The following is a 21,518-nucleotide window of genomic DNA, read 5'->3' as shown; positions in this document are numbered from 1 at the left end:
ATGCAAGGCGCACAGCTGAGACATCAGCCCTCCGCACCACCCGGCCGCAAGCCGGTACCGCGGGGTGCCAGCCGAATGGTGGCCAAAGAGCCGATGTCTGCGCGCCTGCCGAAAGCCAATTTTGGTTTTCTGAAAAGCCTGTTCTGGCCCGTGCTGTTGGTCGCACTGGGTTTCGGTACTTACGAAGGCGCACAGCGATTGCTGCCGTACGCCGACCGGCCGATCACCAAGATCAACGTGCAGGGCGACTTGAGTTACATCAGCCAGCAAGCGGTGCAGCAGCGGATCGCCCCGTACGTGGCGTCGAGCTTCTTCACCATCGACCTGGAGAGCATGCGCACCGAGCTTGAAACGATGCCATGGATTGCCCACGCCGAAGTGCGTCGGGTGTGGCCGGATCAAGTGGTGATCCGACTGGAAGAACAACTGCCGGTAGCCCGTTGGGGCGATGAGTCGCTGTTGAACAACCAGGGTCAGGCGTTCACCCCGCGAGAGCTGGCGAACTACGAACACTTGCCACAGCTGTTCGGCCCACAACGGGCCCAACAGCAAGTGATGCAGCAATACCAGGTGCTGAGCCAGATGCTCAGGCCGTTGGGCTTCTCGATTGCGCGCCTGGAGTTGCGTGACCGAGGCAGCTGGTTCCTGACCACCGGCGCCGGCAGCGCAGGCCCGGGAATCGAACTGTTGCTGGGACGCGGCAACCTGCTGGAAAAGATGCGCCGCTTCATTGCCATCTATGACAAGACGCTTAAAGAACAGATTACGAACATTGCGCGCATCGATCTGCGCTACGCCAACGGCCTCGCTGTTGGCTGGCGGGAACCTGTAGCGCCCACGGCAGCCCAACCCGCTGTCGCGAAGAATTAAGAAGAGGCAGGACCATGGCAAACGTGCAAAGCGGCAAAATGATCGTCGGTCTCGATATCGGCACCTCCAAGGTGGTGGCGCTGGTCGGCGAGGTCTCGGACGACGGCACGCTGGAAATCGTCGGGATCGGTACCCATCCGTCCCGTGGCCTGAAGAAAGGCGTGGTGGTGAACATCGAGTCCACCGTGCAATCGATCCAGCGCGCGATCGAAGAGGCGCAGTTGATGGCTGGTTGCCGCATTCACTCGGCGTTCGTCGGCGTGGCTGGCAATCATATCCGCAGCCTGAACTCTCACGGCATCGTGGCGATTCGTGATCGCGAAGTCAGCTCCGCCGACCTCGAGCGAGTTCTCGACGCCGCCCAGGCCGTGGCAATCCCGGCTGACCAGCGCGTGCTGCACACCCTGCCGCAGGATTACGTGATCGATAACCAGGAAGGTGTTCGTGAGCCTCTGGGCATGTCGGGCGTACGTCTGGAAGCCAAGGTTCACGTGGTTACCTGCGCCGTCAACGCCGCACAGAACATTGAAAAATGCGTGCGTCGATGCGGCCTGGAAATCGACGACATCATTCTCGAGCAACTGGCTTCGGCCTACTCGGTCCTGACCGACGACGAGAAAGAGCTGGGCGTGTGCCTGGTGGACATCGGTGGCGGCACCACCGACATCGCAATCTTCACCGAAGGCGCGATCCGTCACACCGCGGTCATCCCGATTGCGGGCGATCAGGTGACCAACGACATCGCCATGGCGTTGCGCACCCCGACCCAGTACGCCGAAGAAATCAAGATTCGCTACGCCTGCGCCCTGGCCAAACTGGCCGGTGCCGGTGAAACCATCAAGGTCCCAAGCGTCGGCGACCGTCCGCCGCGCGAGCTGTCCCGTCAGGCTCTGGCCGAAGTGGTCGAGCCGCGTTACGACGAACTGTTCACCCTGATCCAGGCCGAACTGCGTCGCAGTGGCTACGAAGACCTGATCCCGGCCGGCATCGTGCTGACCGGTGGTACGTCGAAGATGGAAGGCGCAGTCGAATTGGCCGAAGAAATCTTTCACATGCCGGTCCGCCTGGGCGTGCCGCATGGCGTCAAGGGCCTGGACGATGTGGTCCGTAACCCGATTTATTCCACCGGCGTTGGCCTGCTGATGTACGGCCTGCAGAAGCAGTCCGACGGGATTTCGTTCTCGGGCATCAGCAGCCGCGACAGCTACAGCAATGAAGAACCGAAAGCCGCCTTGCTCGATCGCATCAAGAGCTGGGTACAAGGCAACTTCTAAAGATTTACCGCAGCACCGCAAGACCGCAGCAAAAAGCAGTAGGCGAAAAAACTAGAGAATGTAAGGAGAGGGAAAATGTTCGAACTCGTAGACAACATCCCCGCAAGCCCGGTTATTAAAGTTATCGGTGTTGGCGGAGGCGGCGGCAACGCTGTCAACCACATGGTCAAGAGCAACATTGAAGGCGTTGAATTCATCTGCGCCAACACTGATGCCCAAGCGCTGAAAAGCATCGGCGCGCGGACCATCCTGCAACTGGGCACCGGCGTGACCAAAGGTCTCGGCGCTGGCGCCAACCCTGAAGTAGGTCGTCAGGCCGCTCTCGAAGATCGTGAGCGCATTGCCGAAGTCCTGCAGGGCACCAATATGGTGTTCATCACCACTGGCATGGGCGGTGGTACCGGTACCGGTGCTGCGCCGATCATTGCTGAAGTGGCCAAGGAAATGGGGATTCTCACCGTTGCGGTGGTGACCCGTCCGTTCCCGTTCGAAGGCCGCAAGCGTATGCAGATCGCAGACGAAGGCATCCGTCTGCTGTCGGAAAGCGTCGACTCGTTGATCACCATTCCCAACGAGAAGCTGCTGACCATCCTTGGCAAGGACGCTAGCCTGCTGTCCGCATTCGCCAAGGCCGACGATGTACTGGCCGGTGCCGTTCGCGGTATCTCCGACATCATCAAGCGTCCGGGCATGATCAACGTCGACTTTGCCGACGTACGGACCGTGATGAGCGAAATGGGCATGGCAATGATGGGCACTGGCTGCGCCAGCGGTCCGAACCGTGCACGTGAGGCCACCGAAGCGGCCATTCGCAACCCACTGCTGGAAGACGTGAACCTGCAAGGTGCACGCGGCATTTTGGTGAATATCACCGCCGGTCCTGACCTGTCTCTGGGTGAGTACTCCGACGTGGGTAGCATCATCGAAGCTTTCGCTTCCGAGCACGCGATGGTCAAGGTCGGTACCGTTATCGATCCGGACATGCGCGATGAGCTGCACGTAACAGTAGTAGCCACTGGTTTGGGCGCGAAAATCGAGAAGCCTGTGAAGGTTATCGACAACACCATGCATACGTCCGTGGCATCGCAGCCGCAGCAACAAGCGCCTTCCCGTCAGGAAGCGCCTGCTGTGAACTACCGTGACCTGGACCGTCCGACCGTCATGCGCAACCAGGCTCAGGCCGGTGCTGCGACTGCCGCGAAGATGAATCCGCAAGATGATCTGGACTACCTGGACATCCCGGCATTCCTGCGTCGTCAGGCTGATTGATGGAATGTATCAGGGCGATGAAGGTGATTGGTGTTCAGCAAAGGTCTGGTCTGCTATCATCGCCAGCCTTTGTTGATACCAGTTCGCAATTTGCGCTGAAGCGGCCCAAGCCATGATTAAACAACGCACACTGAAAAATATTATCCGTGCTACAGGTGTAGGCCTGCACTCCGGGGAGAAGGTATACCTGACCCTCAAGCCCGCACCTATCGACACCGGCATTGTGTTTGTTCGTGCCGATCTCGACCCTGTGGTGCAGATTCCTGCCCGCGCGGAAAACGTTGGTGAAACCACGATGTCGACCACATTGGTCAGTGGTGACACCAAAGTGGATACGGTGGAGCACTTGCTCTCGGCCATGGCTGGCCTGGGCATCGATAACGCCTACGTCGAGCTCTCCGCGTCTGAAGTGCCGATCATGGATGGTAGCGCTGGACCTTTCGTATTCCTGATCCAATCGGCCGGCCTGGAAGAACAGGACGCCGCCAAGAAGTTCATCCGGATCCTGCGGGAAGTGACAGTGGAAGACGGCGACAAGCGCGCCACTTTCGTCCCTTTCGAAGGTTTCAAAGTGAGCTTCGAGATCGATTTCGATCACCCGGTTTTCCGTGACCGCACACAAAGTGCAAGCGTGGATTTTTCCAGCACTTCGTTTGTAAAAGAAGTCAGCCGCGCCCGTACCTTTGGTTTCATGAGTGATATCGAGTACCTGCGCAAGCACAACCTCGCACTCGGCGGCAGCGTTGAAAACGCTATTGTGGTCGACGCGGATGGTGTACTGAACGAAGACGGCCTTCGCTATGAAGACGAATTCGTGAAGCACAAGATCCTCGATGCAATTGGTGACCTCTACCTGCTGGGCAATAGCCTGATTGGTGAGTTCAAGGGCTTCAAGTCCGGACATGCATTGAACAACCAGCTGCTGCGCAAGTTGATTGAGCAGACAGATGCTTGGGAAGTCGTGACTTTCGAAGACGCCAGCACTGCACCGATCTCTTACATGCGTCCAGTTGCGGCCGTGTAAGTAAAAAACCTCTCTAGTTTTTAAAGGCTACCTTCGGGTGGCCTTTTTTTATGCCTGCGGGAAAGGTCTCAATCCGCAGCGACCACCCGGTTACGCCCACTTTCCTTGGCTTGATACAGCGCCTTGTCCGCTGCAAACAATAGTTGTTCCAGGCTGATATCGGCGGAGGTGGTCCAGGTACTGATACCGATACTGACAGTAATCGGCGACTCGGCACCTGGCACCAGCGGCAATTGCTCCACTGTCGCTCGGATGTGTTCGGCAATCTGTTGCGCACCCTGGCTGTCGGTTTCCGCGAGAATTACCGAAAACTCTTCGCCGCCGTAACGGGCGACCAGATCCGCTGGTCGCCTCACATTGGCGGAGATCACCTTGGCCAACGAGCGCAAGGCATCATCGCCACCCTGATGCCCATGGCGATCGTTGAAGGCCTTGAAGTGGTCGGCATCAATCATCAGCAGCGATAACGGCTGGCCGGAACGTTGAGCGCGGAACCACTCATGACGCAGGACCTGATCCAGCGTTCGGCGGTTGGCCAGGCCGGTCAAGGCATCGGTGGCCGCCAGTTGCGCCAGTTCCTGTTCTGCGTTGTGGCGCAGGCGCAGTTCCCGGCTGAGCAGCCAAGTCAGCCAGAGCAAGCTGATGCACAGCGCAATAGTCGCAACGCTAACCACTACCGTCGTGCGCTTCCACGACGCAAACACTTCATCGCTGGACAGTGCAACGATGACGATCAACGGCAAGTTGCCCACCTTGGAGAAGGTGTACAGGCGTTTGTCCGGGTAGCGGCTTGAAACACTGGTGAAGCTGCCGTTGCCTTCTTTAACGATGCGCTGGAAGTTGGGACGGTTGCTGAAGTCCTTGCCAATCAGCTCTTCGGCCAGGCGGGGCTCCTGGGCCAGAAGAATCCCGTCCGAGCTGATCAGGTTGACCGAGCTGTCACGACCGATGTTCAAGCTGTTGAACAACTGATCGAAATAACTCAAGCGCATGGCGGCTTCGGCCACGCCAAGAAATTCGCCCTGTGAGCCGCTGACCCGGCGGCTGAAGCTGATTCGCCATTCATGTTCAGGCTGTCTGGAACGGAAGGGACGGCTGATGAGCATGCTCGGGTCGCGATTGTTCACGTGCGACTGAAAGTACTCGCGGTCGGCAAAATTGCCCTTTCTGGGCTCTACCGAGGACGAGTCGGCGATCACGTCGCCCTTGTTGTCCAGCAACAAAATGTCGCCCTTGTACGGCGCGGCAGTGGCACGGTCAAACAAGGCCAGATGGCGGATGGCAGGGGAAACGCTCTTGAGGTCTTCACGCTGCGAGGCAGCGATCAAGCCGAGCAAAGACAGGTCATAGAGTTCGACATTGCGCAGCACGTCGGCGTCGATCAGTTGCACGATGTTGGCCACTGCGCGAGTGGCAGACTGTTCAGCATTGGCGCGTTCGCGAATGAGCAGGAACGCCACGATGCTCAGAATTGCAATCACCAGCAGCAAACTGCCGAGAACCAGAAGCCGCTCCGATCGCGTCGACCGGATCGGGTGGTGAGATGTTGCACTGCTCACACTCATGGTTCTGGCTTCTGCTAATGAGGCGTTATGAAAGTGTTTTGCAAGACTCAGGCAGAATCCCAGAAACCGTTTGCGTTCGGAGCGCCTGTATAAATCCCGGATAAAAAAAAGGCCAGCAAAACATGCTGGCCTTTTACTTATTGAAGCTTAGAAGACATTGAGCGGGTAGTCGACGATCACCCGGTATTCATCGGTGTCCTGATCCAGCGCGCCGTAGCCGTTGCCTCCACGGTTGGTCGCCCTTTGCAGACGCAGCGCCAGGTTTTTGGCCTTGCCGCCCTGAACCACGTACTTGAGATCAATGTCGCGTTCCCAGTGCTTGGCGTTTTTGCCGTCAGCGCTGTACCACGAGGCATAGCCGGGGCTGTCCGGATCGACCTTGGTCAGGTCCAGTTCACCTCGGGAGTAAGACACTGCGGAGGTCAGGCCAGGCAGACCAAACCCGACAAAGTCGTAGGCGTACTTGAGTTTCCATGAGCGTTCGTTCGGGCCGTTGAAGTCCGAATACTGCTGGGAATTGTCGAGATAGACGCTGTCGCCCTGGCTAATGTAGTCGAACGGCGTGTTGCCATTAACCCGCTGATAAGCGGCGGTAACGCTGTGATTGCCCACACCGACGGTGAAATGCAGGCTGTAGGTGTTGTTGTCGATGTGGCCCAGCAGCGCATCGCCGGTGTCTTGCGTGTGATAGGCATGCAGACCCGGGTTGAGGCTGATCAGATCATTCAGCGCGTAGGTGTAGTCCAGATCGTAGTAATACTGGTTCCAGATGTCCTTGAGTTCGGAGGCATAGAGGCTGCTGCTCAACCCCGGCAGGCCGCTCCAGGCCACGCCGGCCCAATTCAGGTGCTTACTTTCGTCACCGTCGGCCAGGCTGCCGTAGGACGTGCCGATTCGGGTGTGTCCGCTCTGGTTGTAAGGCTTGGTGAAACTTGCCTGGCCACCTTCAATCATCCAGCCGTCGAAACTGTGATTGGTCAGGCTGACGCCGCGAAAGGTCTGGGGCAGCATGCGGGTTTCGCCGCCGGCGATCACCGGGTTAGTGAGAAACAAGTCACCGGCCTTCAGTTCAGTATCGAAGGCACGCATTTTCAGCGTGCCACCCGCCGTCGAGAACGAGCCCGGCGCTTTGCCGTTGCCATCGCTGACCGGCAAGATACTCGACCCGTCGGTACCGCCACCGCCGTCGAGCTTGAGCCCGAGCATGGCGTGGGCATCAACACCGAAACCGACGGTGCCCTGAGTGTAACCGGATTCGAAGAGGCCGAGGAAACCCTGGCCCCATTCAATGTTGTCGTCTGCCTGCTGCAGGCGATTGCGGTTCATGTAGTAGTTACGGGCGTTGAGGTTGAGGCTCGATCCTTCAATGAAACCTTCGGCGTTTGAGTCGTCTGCGGCGTGAGCAACTGGCGCCACCGTTGCAGCGATTGCAATGAATAACGGGCTGAATCTAAGAGGGAAACGCACTAGCGGTAAAGCTCCTTGGGTCAACTAATAGCCTCATTGTTTTGAGGCTCAGGATGTTTCTTGTTAGGGAAAACGAACTAAAGCTGTTTAAAACCACCACGAAAAAAAGCCGCTGATAGCAGCGGCTTTGAAGACAACTTTTCAAAGGGAAGAGCCGATGAAAAGTGTCGAGGGAAACAGAGCGATACTTAATAATCAGCTGTCTTTCTCAACCAGTGGCTGGGCTTGAGTGCTCGACGCTTGAGGGGTTTGCGCAGCTTCCTGAGCCTTGGCCGTCGTTTCGCTCTGATACTGTTCGAACGCAGCAGCGCGTGCGGAATTTTGCGCGACGAACGTCTGCGACTCTTCAGCGATGGCGAACGGAGACAGAAACAAAGAGGACAAAACGAAAGCGCTGGCAATACCCATGGTGTTGGACATCTTTAAAACCTTCTTGCTTGGCAAGTGCTGTTTGGTGCGGCAAAGATAAGGGGGATTGGAGAGGGGAAAAAGAGCGGATTCATGAAAGGACTGTTGCGCTTAAGGCAACAGTAGGTAGGCCGGCGTCCGAACCTGTAGCAGCTGGCGAAGCCTGCGTCCGGCTGCGAAGCAGTCGCGAGATCAGGCGCTGCGGTCTGTCAGACAGACCGCGTGTGTAGGGTTTACGACTGCTTCGCAGCCGGACGCAGGCTTCGCCAGCTGCTACAGGACCGGGTGCGGTCCGGGCATCGCGTTGGGGTTAAACCGGGAGGTGAATGCCGAACGTATTCATCCCATGATCACTGCGCACAAACACATCCCCGCCGTGCATCAGTGCAATCGCCTTGACGATCGCCAACCCCAACCCATGGTTGTTGCCACTGTTGCTGCGAGACGCATCGACCCGATAAAAACGCTCAAACAACCGCGGCAAATGCTCGCTGGCAATCGGCGACCCTGGGTTCGCAACCCCGATGCTGACCTGATGCTCCTCAACCTCGATCCGTACCTCAATCACCTGCCCAGGCTCGGTGTGTTGCACCGCATTGCTCAGCAGGTTGATCAACGCCCGGCGCAGATGAGCAATCTCGATCCGCACTTGGGCATCACCACTGACCTGCACCTGAACCTGCGCGTCTTCAAGGATGAAATCCAGATACTCCAGGGTCGTGGCGACTTCATCGGCCAGCGAGGTGGCGGTCAGTTTGGTGGCTTTGCTGCCTTGGTCTGCGCTGGCGAGGAACAGCATGTCATTGATGATCGAGCGCAGCCGCTCAAGCTCTTCAAGGTTCGATTGCAGCACTTCAAAATAGTGTTCGGCGGATCGCCCGCGTGTCAGCGCAACTTGGGTCTGGCCGATCAGGTTGGTCAGGGGCGAGCGCAGTTCATGGGCCACGTCCGCGTTGAACGACTCAAGGCGCGAGTAAGCCTGTTCGACCCGCTCCAGTGTCGAGTTGAACGAATTGACGAACTGATTCAGTTCCGGCGGTAGCGGCGACAATTGCAGGCGACCGGACAACAACGGCGGTGCCAGTCGCTGGGCTTCCTGGGACAACTTGATCAGCGGCTTGAGGCCGATCCGCGCCACCCAATAGCCGAGGGCCGATGCCAGCAACACGCCGATGATCGCCAGGCTGATCAGGGCAATCAGCAAATGGTGCTGAGTCTGCAAAAACGTCTCGGTGTCGATGCCGATCATGAAGCGCAACGGTGGGCGTTGATCCTTGGCCGGGAACTGACTGACCAGCACTTTCAGCGGATAAGGCTGATCCGGAAGATTCAAGTCGCGCATGCCCAGCGGCCCTTCGGCAAAGGCGCGGATCTGCGGCGTCAGGTTGCCGTACTCGTAGTGCGGATCACCGCTGATGATCCAGAAGCTGATGCGTTTGTCTTCTTCGCCGAGCAGCTTGAGCTTGTTGTTGATCTTCACCCAATGCTCGGGTGTGCCGTAACGCCCGACCGTGGATTCAAGCACGCTGTAGCGCGCGTCCAGTTCAGCCTCGGGCAACAAACCCAGACCTTTATCGACCTGCTGATACAGTGCCCAGCCGATCAACAGAAACACCAAAAGCGCCACCAGCGTGAACATCCCACTGAGGCGCAGTGCTATGGAATTACTGGACACCACGGCTCTCCAGCACATAACCCATGCCGCGAATTGTGTGCAGCAGTTTCTCTTCGAACGGCCCGTCGAGCTTGGCGCGCAAGCGTTTGATCGCGACTTCGACGACGTTGGCATCGCTGTCGAAATTGATGTCCCAGACCATTTCGGCGATGGCGGTTTTCGACAGAATTTCACCCTGACGGCGGGCCAGTACGCTCAGCAGCGAGAACTCCTTGGCGGTCAGGTCCAGACGCGTGCCGGCGCGGGTAGCTTTGCGGCTGATCAAATCTATCCACAGGTCGGCGATGCTCACCTGCACCGGTTCATGGCCACCGCTGCGGCGGGTCAGCGCTTGCAGGCGCGCCACCAGTTCCAGAAAGGAAAACGGTTTGCCAAGGTAATCGTCGGCACCGTCGCGCAGGCCTTTGATCCGGTCTTCCACACGCTCGCGAGCGGTGAGCATGATCACCGGGGTTTGCTTGCGCGCACGCAACGCGCGCAGTACGCCGAAGCCGTCGAGGCCCGGCAGCATGACGTCGAGGACGATCACCGCGTAGTCGCTTTCCAGCGCCAGGTGCAGGCCTTCAATGCCATCGCGCGCCAGGTCCACGGTGTAACCCTGTTCCGTCAGGCCGCGGTGCAGATAATCCGCGGTTTTTTCTTCGTCTTCGATAATCAGAACGCGCATGACCCCGCCTCAGTCTATGGTCGCCAGCGCCGGCGTCGGAGCTGGTTTTGGCCGATGGAACAGCCGCTCAAGCCACAAGTATATGACCGGAGTGGTGAACAACGTCAGCGCCTGGCTCACCAGCAAGCCGCCAACGACCGCGATCCCCAAGGGCTGGCGCAGTTCGGCGCCGGTGCCGTAACCGAGCATCAATGGCAGCGCGCCGAGCAGGGCGGCGAGGGTGGTCATGATGATTGGCCGGAATCGAGTGATACAGGCCTGGTAGATCGCTTCTTCCGGCGGCAGGCCGCCCTTGCGTTGCGCTTCGAGGGCGAAGTCGATCATCAGGATGCCGTTCTTCTTCACGATCCCGATCAGCAACACCAGCCCGATCAGCGCCATGATCGAAAAGTCCTGCCCGCAAATCCACAACATGATCACCGCGCCGAGCCCCGCCGACGGCAGCGTCGAGATGATGGTCAGCGGATGCACGAAGCTCTCGTAAAGCACGCCGAGAATGATGTACACCGCCACCAGCGCCGCCAGGATCAGCCATGGCTGACTGGCCAGCGAACTCTGGAACGCCTGGGCCGCACCCTGGAAGTTGCCGCTCATGGCGGCCGGCATACCGATTTCGGTCTTGGCCTGGTTGAGCATGATCACCGCATCGCCCAGTGCCACACCGGGCGCCAGGTTGAACGACAGGTTGGCGGCCGGGAACATGCCGTCATGGGCGATGGACAGTGGACCGACCGTTGGCGCATCGAATTTCGCCAGGGCCGACAGCGGCACCATTTCCCCGCTGAGGGGCGAGCGCAGGTAGAAATAGTTGAGGCTTTCGGCCTTGCCGCGCTGTTTGGTGTCCAGCTCCAGAATCACGTTGTACTGGTTGATCTGAGTCTGGAATTCATTGATCTGCCGCTGACCGAAGGCGTCGTACAGCGCTTCATCGACATCACTGGCGGTCAGGCCGAAACGCGCGGCGGCGCTGCGGTCAATGCTGATGTGGGTGATGCTGCCACCCAGTTGCAGGTCGTTGGAAATGTCACGGAACGCCGGGTTACTGCGCAGTTTTTCCGTCAGGCGCTGGGTCCAGGTGCTGAGGACTGCACCGTCGTTGCTCTTGAGCACGTATTGGTACTGGGCGCGGCTCGGGCCGGAGCTGAGGTTGATGTCTTGGCCGGCTCGCAGGTACAGCACGATGCCCGGGACTTTCATCAGTTGCGGACGAATCCGGTCAATGAACTGGCTGGCGGAAACGTCGCGGTCGCCGCGTTTTTTCAGGGAGATCCAGAAGCGACCGTTGGCGATGGTCTGGTTGCTGCCCGAAACGCCGACCGAATGGGAAAACGCCGCGACCGCCGGATCCGCCGCGACGATTTCGGCCATCGCCAGGTGTTTTTTCACCATGTCGCCGTAGGAAATGTCGGCGGCCGCTTCGGTAGTGCCGAGGACGAAACCGGTGTCCTGCACCGGGAAGAAGCCCTTGGGGATAAAGATGTAACCGACAATCGCCAGGCCCAGAGACAGGCAGAACACCCCGATCATCAGCTTCTGGTGGGCGAGGGCGCGGCGCAAAAGTTTTTCATAGCCTGCCAGCAAGCGTTCGCCAAACGTAGGTTTGCTGTGGGCGTGATGCACCGGCGCACGCATGAACAGCGCGGCAAGCGTTGGCGCCAAGGTCAGGGACACCACCACCGAAACCATGATCGTCGAAGTGGCGGTCAGGGCGAATTCCTTGAACAGCCGCCCGACCACGCCGCCCATGAACAGCAACGGAATAAACGCCGCCACCAGCGAAAAGCTGATGGAGACCACGGTGAAACCAATCTCGCCGGCACCTTTGATCGCCGCCTCGCGCATGCCTTCGCCAGCCTCGAGGTGACGGTGAATGTTCTCCACCACCACGATGGCATCGTCGACCACAAACCCCACGGCCACCACGATCGCCACCAGCGTCAGGTTGTTCAGGCTGAAACCCATGATGTACATCAGGGCGAAACTGGCGGTCAGCGAAACCCCCAGCACTGCCGACACAATCATCGTCGCCGACCATTGGCGCAGGAACAGCGCCATCACCGCCACCACCAGCATGATCGCGATCAGCAGGGTGACTTCCACCTCATGCAGCGAAGCACGGATGGTCTGGGTGCGGTCGACCAGCACCTTGACCTGCACCGAAGCCGGCAGCATGGCTTCGAGGTCGGGCAGCGCGGCCTGAATGCGATCCACGGTTTCGACGATGTTGGCGCCCGGTTGCCGGGAAATCACCAGATTCACCCCAGGCTTATCACCGGCCCAGGCTTGCACGTAGGCATTTTCCGAGCCGTTGACGACTTTGGCCACATCCTTGAGATGAACCGGAGCACCGTCCTTGTAGGAAACGATGAGTTGGCTGTATTCCTCAGGGTGGAACAACTGGTCGTTGGCCGACAGCGTCGAGATGCTCGACTCGCCGTACAACGCGCCTTTAGCCAGGTTGAGGCTGGTGTTCTGGATCGCCAGACGAATGTCCGCCAGCGTCAGGCCGATGGCCGCGAGCTTGTCGGCCGAGGCCTGCACGCGGATCGCCGGACGTTGCTGGCCGGTGATGTTGATTTGTCCTACGCCGTCGATCTGACTGATCTGACGGGCGAGCAGGGTTTCCACCAAGTCGCTGAGTTCGGTGCCGGGCATTTGTGTCGAGTTGACACTGAGGATCAGCACCGGGCTGTCGGCCGGGTTGACCTTGCGCCACGTCGGCAAGGTCGGCATGTCTTTGGGCAGTTTGCCGGCAGCGGTGTTGATGGCTGCCTGAACTTCCTGAGCGGCGGTGTCGATACTTTTGTCGAGGGTGAATTGCAGGGTCAGGTTGGTCGAGCCCAGTGCGCTGCTCGAGGTCATTTGGGTCACACCCGGAATGGCGCTGAATTGCACTTCAAGTGGCGTGGCCACCGACGACGCCATGGTTTCCGGACTGGCACCGGGCAATTGCGCGGCGACCTGGATGGTGGGGAATTCGGCTTCCGGCAATGGCGCGATGGGCAGGCGCGGGAAAGCGATGACACCGAGCAGCACCAACGCAAAGGTCAGCAGGATCGTCGCCACCGGATGGTCGATGCACCAGGCAGAGATTGAGCCATGACCCTTCATGGTTTCGGCTCCGATTGGACCACTTGCGGCGGGTCAGTCACGACGTGCACCGTCGAGCCGGGCTTGAGCCGCGACTGGCCGTCGCTGACCAGCACGTCGCCCGGTTTCACGCCTTTGATGATGTCCTGACCGCTGCCTTGATAGACCATTTGTACGGTGACGGTTTCGACCTTGTCGCCGTTGACCCGATACACGAAATGTTGATCGAGGCCGCGTTGTACGACAGTGGGCGGCACCACCAGCGCATTTTTATCCAGCGCTGTCTGGATTTTTACCGTCACCAGCAGGCCCGGCCAGAGTTTCTGCCCGGGGTTGTTGAATTCAGCTTTGGCCCGAATGGTCCCGGTGTTGGCATTGATCTGGTTGTCGATCAGGGTCAAATGACCTTCGCCCAGCAGATTGCCGGTTTCGCCGTCAGTGTCGGCGCCGATGTAGGCCTTCACCTGAGCATGTTCCGGATCGTTGATCAGCCCCTGCAGGGTCGGCAGCATTTGCTGTGGCAGGGAGAACTCCACGGCGATCGGGTCGATCTGGGTCACCGTGAACAGGCCTTGTGCGTCGGTCATGCGCAGGAAGTTGCCTTCATCCACCGTGCGAATACCGACGCGACCGGTCACCGGGGAGCGAATCTGTGTGTAGGAGAGCTGCACTTGAGCGGCGTCGATCGAGGCCTGGTTACCTTGGGCGGTGGCTTTGAGTTGGTTGACCAACGCCTGTTGCTGGTCATAAGTCTGTTTGGATACGCCGTCGTCCACGCTCAGTAGCTTGTAGCGTTTGAGGTTGACCAGCGCGACTTGCAGCTGCGCCTGGCTTTCGCCGAGTTGGGCCCGTGCCTGATCGAGGCTGGCGCGGATCGAGCGGTCGTCGATGGTGGCGAGCAGGTCGCCTTTGTTCACCAGTTGGCCTTCCTTGACCAACAATTTGGTGAGGATGCCGTCAATTTGCGGGCGCACCACAACGCTATGCAGGGACAGCACCGAGCCGATGCCGCTGACGTAGCGGGGGACGTCTTTTTCGGTGACGTTCACGACCCGAACGGGGATCGCAGAGGGCGCGGTCAGTTTGGTGGTAGCGGGCTTGATGGCGTACCACAGGCCCAGCGCTGCCAGAACGATCAGAAGGGCTGCGAGCAAGGCGGGTTTTTTCTGAATTCGCATGCGAGTGGGGCGCCGAGGCTGGGTGGTCGGAATTTTTTCAGGTTTATACCTTCCTTTATAAACCTGTTCTCCCGTCAGGAAGGTGACTGCTAACTGACGGCGCTGTCAGTTTGGACCTCTGCGGATCGACGCCGGCCCCCCTGTAGGAGCTGCCGGAGGCTGCGATCTTTTGATCTTGGCGGCCAGGTAGCCGACCAAGCTCTTGTGGATCGAGTACATATCCATTCCTGCGGTAACGGCCACTTAGGGTTTCGCCCTTACGGCGACTCACTTTTTTTACAAGCGCCTAAAAAAAGTAAGCAAAAAAACGCTCGCCCCAAGCGTCCGGCCCTCGCCTAGGCTCGGCGTTCCTTCGTTCCGGTATCCATCCGGGGACACTGCCCTCCGGTCTGCTTCGCGACGACCTACATGCAGCGTGTTCGACTGCGTCGAACGGCGCTGCGCGCCACTCCCCGGATGCACACCTCCACTCAGCCTTCCGAAGGGGCGGGTGGATCAAGATCAAAAGCTTCAGGCGAGCTAACGCTCGGCCTGTTGAGTGGTGAGGTGCGAAAGGCGTGCGCCGATTCCCCGTGGGAGCTGGCCTGCTCGCGAAGGCGTCAGGTCAGTCAATGCAAAACCCGACGGACTCGCTTGCTGCTTGAAGCTTGCGGCTCCCGACACAGGTATACTGCCGCCTTTCGCGGCTCGCTGACCGGGCCCGACTCTATGTGCATCACCCGGAGCTTTCATGACTTCCCCGACACAACCGCCGGTTGCCGACGCTTTGAGCGACGACCAGGCAAACCTGCCAGACAGCGTCGACTCCAGCGCAGACAGCGAAACCAAGGCCGCGATCCCGGCGTTCAAGTTCCCTTTCAAACCGGGTGAGTTGGCTGGTGCGAAGAACGCCAGCCAGCCCTGGTACAAGAACGGCGCCAAGAATGGCCACACCAAGACGCCGGGGGCGGCGCCTCCTGGCACTCGTCGCTCCATGGGTAAACGGTGACTGTCAGGCGTTTTGTTGACCGGTAATTGTTCTTCCTGTCATTGAGACAGTTCCCACAAGGATGAGCGATTCGTCCTCTGGGAAAGTCGGCGGCCTCTCGTCGAAGATTCATGCCCGTGAATTTTTGATGTAGGCCGCCAAAATGTCTCTGGTAAAAACCCTCTCTCTACTGTCGCTGGTGGCCCTGACCACTGGCTGCATGTCGCCTGCGCCCGATCCGCAGATCCGTTTCGGTGTCGAAGCGCTGGTTCCGCCGTTCGAGAGCCGTAACGACAAGGGTGAGCTGGTCGGATTGAATATCGAGTTGGGCAATGCACTGTGTGCCGAACTCAAATCCCGCTGTGTCTGGGTTGATCAGGATTACGCGACCAACATTCATGCCCTTGAAGCCAACCGTTTCGACGTGATCATGCCGATGACGGCAACATCGGCGCGTCGAGAACGGGTCGATTTCACCGATAATCTTTACCCCCTGAGCAGCCGTCTGGTGGCGCGCAAAGGGGCGAATCTTCAACCGGATGTGCAATCGCTCAAGGGCAAGCGTGTCGGCGTCCTGGCAGGCACCAGCCGCGAAGCGTTCGCCAAGTCCCGTTGGGCCCCGGCCGGGGTGACGGTGCGCAGTTTCAATTTCAACAATCAATTGGTCGCCAGCCTGCTGGCGGGTGAGCTCGACGCGACTCTGCAAGACTCGATTGAAATCACTCAGGCGTTTTTAAGTCAGCCTCAGGGGCAAGGTTTCGATTTTGTCGGTCCGGCGCTCAAGGACCCCATGCTGGGCAGTGGCGTGGCCATGGCTGTACGAAAAACCGACACCCTGCTGCGCGATAACCTGAATGCGGCGCTTGAGCGTCTTAAGCAAAATGGCCAGTACCAGGCGATTACCCAGCGTTATTTGCCACCCGCAGCACCAGACTCACCACGCTACTTTCCGAATGAAGAAGGTCTGCCATTCTCCGATGCGGTACAGATAGGCGAGACCATTTACTTTTCCGGCATGCTCGGCCTCGGGGCTGATGGCGAACTGGTGAAGGGCGGCATCGGCCCGCAGACGACCCAGGCCATGGAGAACTTGCGTACCGCGCTGCAACGCAACGGTTCGTCCCTGGCTCAAGTGGCCAAATGCACGGTCATTCTTGCCGACATAAGGGATTTTTCCGCCATGAGTGCTGTGTATCGAAGTTTCTTTGCGGCGGATCGTTTGCCAGCACGTACGACGTTTGCCGGCAAGTTGGTCGAGAACGCGCGAGTAGAAGTGGAATGTCTGGCGGTGACGGCCAGCTAACCCTCTTGACGACGAATCACTGCGCAACGGGATTGCGCAGTGGTTCTGAAGACTGGCGACTCAGGCCGCCCGCAACGAAATAAACGCATAGTTCACTGGCGTATCTGTCGCCACTTGCGCACCCGCCGTCTGCACTTGCCCGGCAATGTCCTCGCCCGACACATGAAACAACCAGTCAGTGCCTGACTCAGCCAATGGCTGCGCCGCAACCTGATCGATGGCCCTCGCAAACGCCGTCATGTCCGGCAGATAAGCAGTAAAGCCATCGCCCTTCAGTGCTGTAGTCCGAATCCCCAGCAACGCGCAAATCGCATCTTTGGTCCGAATGTCATTGCGATCCGCCTGGCGGGAGCGCTGGATCAATCCGGCCAGTTCCTGATCGACCAATTCACCCCCCACAATCAGATCCGGTCCCTTTTCCCACGACTCGGGCGGACATTCCTTTACTGCAGTGTTCAGGAGAATGTGCGGATTAATCTCCATCGGGTAGATGCGGCACACCAGCGGCCGGCGTTCATAGATGCGGCAGAGGTTATCTTCGTCAAGATTCCGGCAAGGACCGACGTTGTAGGCGGCAAAGGTGATGGCTATGTACGCCTCGGATACTCCGCTTCGGACTTTCACTGAACGGCGTTCGGCGTGTTCGCGTTGCTGCACTGGCAGGCCCAGGCCATTGCCCAGGAAACCTTCCACCAGCACGATCACCTGACCGCCATCGGCCGCCCACATCCGGACTTCGGGCAGGGTCAGGGGCACGTGGTGGTCGTTGCAGCATTTGCCACAGCCTACGCAGGAAAACGTCGTATTCATTGAACAGCCAGTCGCATAAAAGGACATGAAACGGCGACAGAATGTCGCCGCAAAGGCCACTGTCGAAGCAAGTTATGCGCCAGTCACTGCGCCTTGGCGGTGGGGCGGATGGAGTCCCATTCGGTGACGTAAGCGGTTTTGCTTTTCTTGTTATAGAGACACAGTTCGGTGCCTTGCTGGCCTTTCATGTGTTTTTGCGGGTATTGGCCTTGCAACAGAAGGGCGGTGTAGCCAACCCGGTCATCGAACTGGGCGGCGTTGCCGACAGGTTTGGCATTCTTCAGGCCGCTGGCCTGGGTGCAACTGGCGAGCACGGCTTTGTCGTAAGTGGCCCAGGCGTCGGGGCTGGAAGCGTGAGCCTGGGAGGCGAGGGCGGTGAGGCAGAGGAAGGTCAGGCTTGCTGCTTTCATGAGGGCGGGCATCCTTGGGGGTGTTTTGGCCAAGGTTGGAGTATGCCTGATGGTTTCAGGTTGAATGTGTCGGCCCCTTCGCGAGCAGGCTCGCTCCCACATTTGCTCTGCATAGGACACAGATTTTGTGTACGACGAAGATCCATTGTGGGAGCGAGCCTGCTCGCGAAGGCGGTGTGTCAGGCCGGAACTGGTTCCCGGCGGATCACACGCATTCCGGCGTTTTCATACAAACGCTGCGCCCGAAGGTTGTCTTCCAGCACCTTCAAGTCCACAAAACCTTCGCGTCGTTGCTGAAATATGTTGAAAGCATGTAGCAGCAACGCGCGTCCTAATCCTTGGCCCTGAGCCCGTGGATGCACCACCAGGTTCTTGATATAGGCGCTGGTCCAGCACTGGCACACGCCGACGATACCTTCGGTGTCCAGAGCGATGAAGCACAGGCTCGGATCATATTCAGGATCGGTTTCAAAACGCTGTTGCCAAACGTCCAGTGCCGGCACGCGACCGCCACCTTCCTGATAGCCCAATTCCATCAAACGATGAACGGCTTCAGCCAGATCGGGGCGGTATTCGCTGAGGACGATTCCCTGAGGCCAAGTGATCGCAGGCACACCTTCAGCGAGGTTGCGCCGCATCAGAAAGCAAAAGTCCTTGGCCAAGACTCAATGACCTTGTTCAGCGACAGCCTTGGCTGCTTCGATCAGGCACTTGGTCAGTTCTGGCGAGGAGAACTTGGTCAATACCGCGTTCGCGCCGGCAAGACGGGCCTTTTCGCTGTTCATCGCGCTGTCCAAAGAAGTGTGGAGCAGCACATAGAGGTGCGAGAAGTCCGGGGTTTCACGCAAGGTACGGGTGAAGGCGTAGCCGTCCATTTCGGACATTTCGATGTCCGAGACGATCAGGTTGATCTGCTGGGCCGTGCCTTGCAGGTCCAGCAGGCAGTCGATGGCTTCCTTGGCACTGCGAGCGGTGTGGCATTGCAGGCCGAGGTTGCGCAAGGTGTGAACCGATTGCTGCAACGCCACCTGGCTGTCATCGACCACCAGAATCCGCGCGTTGCCGAGTACTTCGGCGTCTTCCATGCTCAGTTCGGTCGGGGCCGTTTCGATCTGCGCCGGGGCGATGCCATGGATCACTTTTTCGATGTCCAGCACCTGTACCAACGTGCCGTCGACCGAGGTCACGCCAGTGATGTACGAACGCACGCCGCCAGAGCCAAAGGGCGGCGGACGGATGTCGGTAGTCAGGCAGTGGACAATCTTGCTAACCGCTTGAACGTGCAAACCCTGCTTGGAGCGGCTGACATCGGTGACGATCAGGCAGCCACCGTTCGGGTCTTCCAGCGGTCGTTCGCCGATGGCACGACTGAGGTCGATCACCGACAACGATGCGCCGCGCAGGGTGGCGATGCCTTTGACGTGGGGATGCGACTCCGGCAGCTTGGTCAGCGGCGGGCAGGGAATGATTTCACTGACTTTCAGCAGGTTGATCGCCATCAGCTTGCCGCTGCGCAAGGTAAACAGCAGAAGCGAAAGTGAATCTGCGCGGGCTTTGTTTGAAGACATAAAAACCTTCTGTAGAAAAAGGTGATGGGCAATCGCGAGGATCGCCAACAGCTATCGATGCCGGGTTATCGACCTGAACGGGGTGGGCTTTAGGGGCGTTATGGGTTGGTGGTCGGATCCACCCCTCACCCCAGCCCTCTCCCCAGCGGGTAGAGGGGGCCGATCGGGGATGATGCGGGATTTGCTTCGACCTGAGAAACCACGGTGAATCCAATTCGGTTTCTCAGGTCGACGTCATTTCCCATTCAGCTCGGTCGGCTCCCTCTACCCTCTGGGGAGAGGGCTGGGGTGAGGGGTGGATTCAGAAACCGCCACACTTAATCCTTTATCCCCAACCGCTTCGCCATCCTTCCAAGATTCGCCCGATCCAAGCCTAGCTCACGCGCCGCACTCGCCCAATTGTTATGGTGCCGTTCCAGACAGGCGTTGATCAGTCGACGCTGATAATCCTCGGTTGCGGCCCGCAAGTCTCCCGAGACCAAAGCAGCAGGGCTGACAGGGGCTGGCTCGGTTGCAAGCTCAACGCTGCCAGTGGGCAAATCCAGATCCGCCGCACTCAAGCTGAGAATCTTCGGCCGCTCCTTGCAGTTACCCAGCGCCTTCAAGGCGCTGCGGCCAATCAAGTGCTCCAGTTCCCGCACATTGCCCGGCCATGCATACGCCAGCAATGCAGCCTGCGCATCGCTGTTCAGACGCAGGCTGTTGAGGCCCATGCGAGAGCGGTTTTGCTCCAGAAAATAGCCGCTGAGCAGCAACACATCCCGCCCACGATCACGCAGTGCTGGCACCAGCAACGGATAAACGCTCAGGCGGTGATAGAAGTCGGCACGGTAGCGGCCGCTGCGCACTTCCTCGGCCAGGTCGCGATTGGTCGCGGCGATCAGCCGTACGTCCACCTGATGTTCTTTATCCGACCCCAATCGCTGCAGCTGACCGCTTTGCAGGACTCGCAGCAATTTGGCCTGGACGGTCAGGGACAGCTCACCCACTTCATCGAGAAACAGCGTGCCGCCATTGGCCAGTTCGAACTTGCCGCGCCGATCGTTCATTGCGCCGGTGAAGGCGCCGCGGACATGGCCGAACAATTCACTCTCCACCAGCGTTTCCGGCAGCGCGGCGCAGTTGAGGCTGATGATTGGCTTATCGGCCCGGGGCGATGCGGCGTGGATGGCTTGGGCGACCAGTTCCTTACCAACCCCGGTTTCGCCGGTGATCAGCACGGTAAGATCGCTGCCGCCCACCAGATTGATTTCTTCCACCAGCCGTTTGTGGGCCTTGCTCTGGCCAATCATCTCGCGGTTCTGCTGGCCGCTGGCTTGTCGGTAAACCTCGGCACGCTGATGTTCGTCTTCGACACGATTGGCCAGGCGTTCGATGCGCTCGGCGGCGTTGACCGTGGCGGCGGCGAGGCTGGCGAAAGCTTCCAGAGCGTCCAGTTCGATCGGTTCGAAGCGCTCCGGATCGAGTGCGTCGAGGGTCAGCAACCCCCATGGACGCTCGTCGATAAACAGCGGGCAACCCATGCAGTCGTGGACTTCCAGATGCTCATCGAGGCCATCGACCAGTCCGTCGTAAGGGTCGGGCAAGTCGCTGTCGGCGGCGAAACGGGTCGGGCCGTGGCTGCTGAGCAGCGCTTCGAAACGCGGGTGTTCGCTGACTTTGAAGCGTCGGCCGAGAGTGTCGATGCTCAACCCGTCGACGGCCAGTGGCACCAGCCATTCGCCATCAAGTCGCAGCAGGGCGGCAGCATCGCACGGGAGCAAGGCGCGCATGGCTTCGAGCAAGCGCCGATAGCGCTCGCCTTCGGGAAGTTCGCGGGACAGGTCGGAGACCAGTGGCAGCAGGGCGGTCAGCAGGGATTTTGCAGTCATAGTGACTCCATGTAGTCGGTATGACTATAAGTCAGTGTGTGTCGATATGACTATGAAGAATTTAACATATTGATTTTTAAGGTTTTATTTTCTGGCACGAAA

General features: G+C 59.0%; 18 protein-coding genes. 6 read left to right on the top strand and 12 right to left on the bottom strand.

The window, feature by feature from the left end:
* The 4 genes from EAH74_RS09425 to lpxC all read left to right on the top strand — a co-directional run bounded on the left by EAH74_RS09425 (position 1) and on the right by lpxC (position 4,437).
* The gene (locus tag EAH74_RS09425) at positions 1-870 is read left to right on the top strand and encodes a cell division protein FtsQ/DivIB (RefSeq protein ID WP_123365692.1); all 870 of its coding nucleotides are present in this window, start codon (positions 1-3) and stop codon (positions 868-870) included.
* Positions 871-884: 14 nt separating this feature from the next.
* Positions 885-2,144 (top strand): cell division protein FtsA, encoded by a 1,260-nt coding sequence (gene ftsA / locus EAH74_RS09420; RefSeq protein ID WP_008147519.1) that lies wholly within the window; start codon positions 885-887, stop codon positions 2,142-2,144.
* Between the two features lie 75 nt (positions 2,145-2,219).
* Complete coding sequence (ftsZ, locus tag EAH74_RS09415) at positions 2,220-3,413, top strand: cell division protein FtsZ (RefSeq protein WP_033061342.1); 1,194 nt, start codon at positions 2,220-2,222, stop codon at positions 3,411-3,413.
* 112 nt (positions 3,414-3,525) lie between these two features.
* Positions 3,526-4,437: a UDP-3-O-acyl-N-acetylglucosamine deacetylase gene (gene lpxC, locus EAH74_RS09410; RefSeq protein ID WP_095130494.1), complete on the top strand. Its 912-nt coding sequence runs from the start codon at positions 3,526-3,528 to the stop codon at positions 4,435-4,437.
* A 68-nt stretch (positions 4,438-4,505) separates the two neighbouring features.
* Here lpxC and EAH74_RS09405 read toward each other — a convergent pair whose 3' ends face one another.
* The 7 genes from EAH74_RS09405 to EAH74_RS09375 form a co-directional block, all read right to left on the bottom strand.
* Positions 4,506-6,002, bottom strand: coding sequence for a sensor domain-containing diguanylate cyclase (locus EAH74_RS09405; protein ID WP_140677839.1), 1,497 nt, complete (start codon positions 6,000-6,002; stop codon positions 4,506-4,508).
* Between the two features lie 147 nt (positions 6,003-6,149).
* Positions 6,150-7,469, bottom strand: a complete 1,320-nt coding sequence (locus tag EAH74_RS09400) for an OprD family porin (RefSeq protein WP_140677838.1) — start codon at positions 7,467-7,469, stop codon at positions 6,150-6,152.
* A 195-nt stretch (positions 7,470-7,664) separates the two neighbouring features.
* Positions 7,665-7,889, bottom strand: a complete 225-nt coding sequence (locus EAH74_RS09395) for a hypothetical protein (protein ID WP_140677836.1) — start codon at positions 7,887-7,889, stop codon at positions 7,665-7,667.
* Between the two features lie 298 nt (positions 7,890-8,187).
* Positions 8,188-9,552 (bottom strand): heavy metal sensor histidine kinase, encoded by a 1,365-nt coding sequence (locus EAH74_RS09390; RefSeq protein ID WP_140677835.1) that lies wholly within the window; start codon positions 9,550-9,552, stop codon positions 8,188-8,190.
* Positions 9,542-10,219 (bottom strand): heavy metal response regulator transcription factor, encoded by a 678-nt coding sequence (locus EAH74_RS09385; protein WP_123365697.1) that lies wholly within the window; start codon positions 10,217-10,219, stop codon positions 9,542-9,544. The genes EAH74_RS09390 and EAH74_RS09385 overlap by 11 nt, the downstream gene beginning before the upstream one ends.
* Before the next feature lie 9 nt (positions 10,220-10,228).
* Positions 10,229-13,330, bottom strand: a complete 3,102-nt coding sequence (locus EAH74_RS09380) for a multidrug efflux RND transporter permease subunit (RefSeq protein ID WP_140677833.1) — start codon at positions 13,328-13,330, stop codon at positions 10,229-10,231.
* Positions 13,327-14,487, bottom strand: coding sequence for an efflux RND transporter periplasmic adaptor subunit (locus EAH74_RS09375; RefSeq protein ID WP_140677831.1), 1,161 nt, complete (start codon positions 14,485-14,487; stop codon positions 13,327-13,329). The genes EAH74_RS09380 and EAH74_RS09375 overlap by 4 nt, the downstream gene beginning before the upstream one ends.
* 730 nt (positions 14,488-15,217) lie before the next feature.
* On the opposite strand from EAH74_RS09375, the gene EAH74_RS09365 reads away from it, so the two are divergent.
* Together EAH74_RS09365 and EAH74_RS09360 are read left to right on the top strand one after the other, a co-directional pair.
* On the top strand, positions 15,218-15,475 hold the full coding sequence (locus EAH74_RS09365; protein WP_140677829.1) for a hypothetical protein: 258 nt from the start codon (positions 15,218-15,220) through the stop codon (positions 15,473-15,475).
* 142 nt (positions 15,476-15,617) lie between these two features.
* Complete coding sequence (locus EAH74_RS09360) at positions 15,618-16,757, top strand: transporter substrate-binding domain-containing protein (protein WP_140677827.1); 1,140 nt, start codon at positions 15,618-15,620, stop codon at positions 16,755-16,757.
* Between the two features lie 60 nt (positions 16,758-16,817).
* On the opposite strand, the gene EAH74_RS09355 is transcribed toward EAH74_RS09360, so the two are convergent.
* From EAH74_RS09355 to norR, 5 genes are all read right to left on the bottom strand, one after another.
* The gene (locus EAH74_RS09355; protein WP_140677825.1) at positions 16,818-17,567 is read right to left on the bottom strand and encodes a YkgJ family cysteine cluster protein; all 750 of its coding nucleotides are present in this window, start codon (positions 17,565-17,567) and stop codon (positions 16,818-16,820) included.
* Positions 17,568-17,650: 83 nt separating this feature from the next.
* Positions 17,651-17,977: a hypothetical protein gene (locus EAH74_RS09350; protein WP_140677823.1), complete on the bottom strand. Its 327-nt coding sequence runs from the start codon at positions 17,975-17,977 to the stop codon at positions 17,651-17,653.
* A 179-nt stretch (positions 17,978-18,156) separates the two neighbouring features.
* Complete coding sequence (locus EAH74_RS09345) at positions 18,157-18,615, bottom strand: GNAT family N-acetyltransferase (RefSeq protein WP_140677821.1); 459 nt, start codon at positions 18,613-18,615, stop codon at positions 18,157-18,159.
* A 27-nt stretch (positions 18,616-18,642) separates the two neighbouring features.
* Entirely contained in the window at positions 18,643-19,545 is a 903-nt protein-coding gene (locus EAH74_RS09340) for a chemotaxis protein CheV (protein ID WP_008147551.1), read from the bottom strand.
* A 317-nt stretch (positions 19,546-19,862) separates the two neighbouring features.
* A complete protein-coding gene (norR, locus tag EAH74_RS09335; protein WP_140677819.1) occupies positions 19,863-21,416 on the bottom strand; it encodes a nitric oxide reductase transcriptional regulator NorR in 1,554 nt (517 codons plus the stop codon).
* Positions 21,417-21,518 lie beyond the last annotated feature (102 nt).

This window comes from Pseudomonas mandelii (assembly GCF_006438925.1).
Classification (GTDB): domain Bacteria; phylum Pseudomonadota; class Gammaproteobacteria; order Pseudomonadales; family Pseudomonadaceae; genus Aquipseudomonas; species Aquipseudomonas mandelii_C.
Note: the sequence above shows the minus strand (reverse complement) of the source record. Positions and strands in the feature narration are given on the sequence as shown.

Bases quoted from the DNA above. Each gene is read 5' to 3' on its own strand.
- EAH74_RS09380 (WP_140677833.1), bottom strand. From the start codon at position 13,330: ATGAAGGGTCATGGCTCAATCTCTGCCTGGTGCATCGACCATCCGGTG.
- EAH74_RS09375 (WP_140677831.1), bottom strand. From the start codon at position 14,487: ATGCGAATTCAGAAAAAACCCGCCTTGCTCGCAGCCCTTCTGATCGTT.
- ftsZ (WP_033061342.1), top strand. From the start codon at position 2,220: ATGTTCGAACTCGTAGACAACATCCCCGCAAGCCCGGTTATTAAAGTT.
- lpxC (WP_095130494.1), top strand. From the start codon at position 3,526: ATGATTAAACAACGCACACTGAAAAATATTATCCGTGCTACAGGTGTA.
- EAH74_RS09385 (WP_123365697.1), bottom strand. From the start codon at position 10,219: ATGCGCGTTCTGATTATCGAAGACGAAGAAAAAACCGCGGATTATCTG.
- EAH74_RS09425 (WP_123365692.1), top strand. From the start codon at position 1: ATGCAAGGCGCACAGCTGAGACATCAGCCCTCCGCACCACCCGGCCGC.
- EAH74_RS09365 (WP_140677829.1), top strand. From the start codon at position 15,218: ATGACTTCCCCGACACAACCGCCGGTTGCCGACGCTTTGAGCGACGAC.
- EAH74_RS09350 (WP_140677823.1), bottom strand. From the start codon at position 17,977: ATGAAAGCAGCAAGCCTGACCTTCCTCTGCCTCACCGCCCTCGCCTCC.
- EAH74_RS09360 (WP_140677827.1), top strand. From the start codon at position 15,618: ATGTCTCTGGTAAAAACCCTCTCTCTACTGTCGCTGGTGGCCCTGACC.
- norR (WP_140677819.1), bottom strand. From the start codon at position 21,416: ATGACTGCAAAATCCCTGCTGACCGCCCTGCTGCCACTGGTCTCCGAC.
- EAH74_RS09405 (WP_140677839.1), bottom strand. From the start codon at position 6,002: ATGAGTGTGAGCAGTGCAACATCTCACCACCCGATCCGGTCGACGCGA.
- EAH74_RS09395 (WP_140677836.1), bottom strand. From the start codon at position 7,889: ATGTCCAACACCATGGGTATTGCCAGCGCTTTCGTTTTGTCCTCTTTG.
- EAH74_RS09345 (WP_140677821.1), bottom strand. From the start codon at position 18,615: ATGCGGCGCAACCTCGCTGAAGGTGTGCCTGCGATCACTTGGCCTCAG.
- EAH74_RS09355 (WP_140677825.1), bottom strand. From the start codon at position 17,567: ATGAATACGACGTTTTCCTGCGTAGGCTGTGGCAAATGCTGCAACGAC.
- EAH74_RS09340 (WP_008147551.1), bottom strand. From the start codon at position 19,545: ATGTCTTCAAACAAAGCCCGCGCAGATTCACTTTCGCTTCTGCTGTTT.
- ftsA (WP_008147519.1), top strand. From the start codon at position 885: ATGGCAAACGTGCAAAGCGGCAAAATGATCGTCGGTCTCGATATCGGC.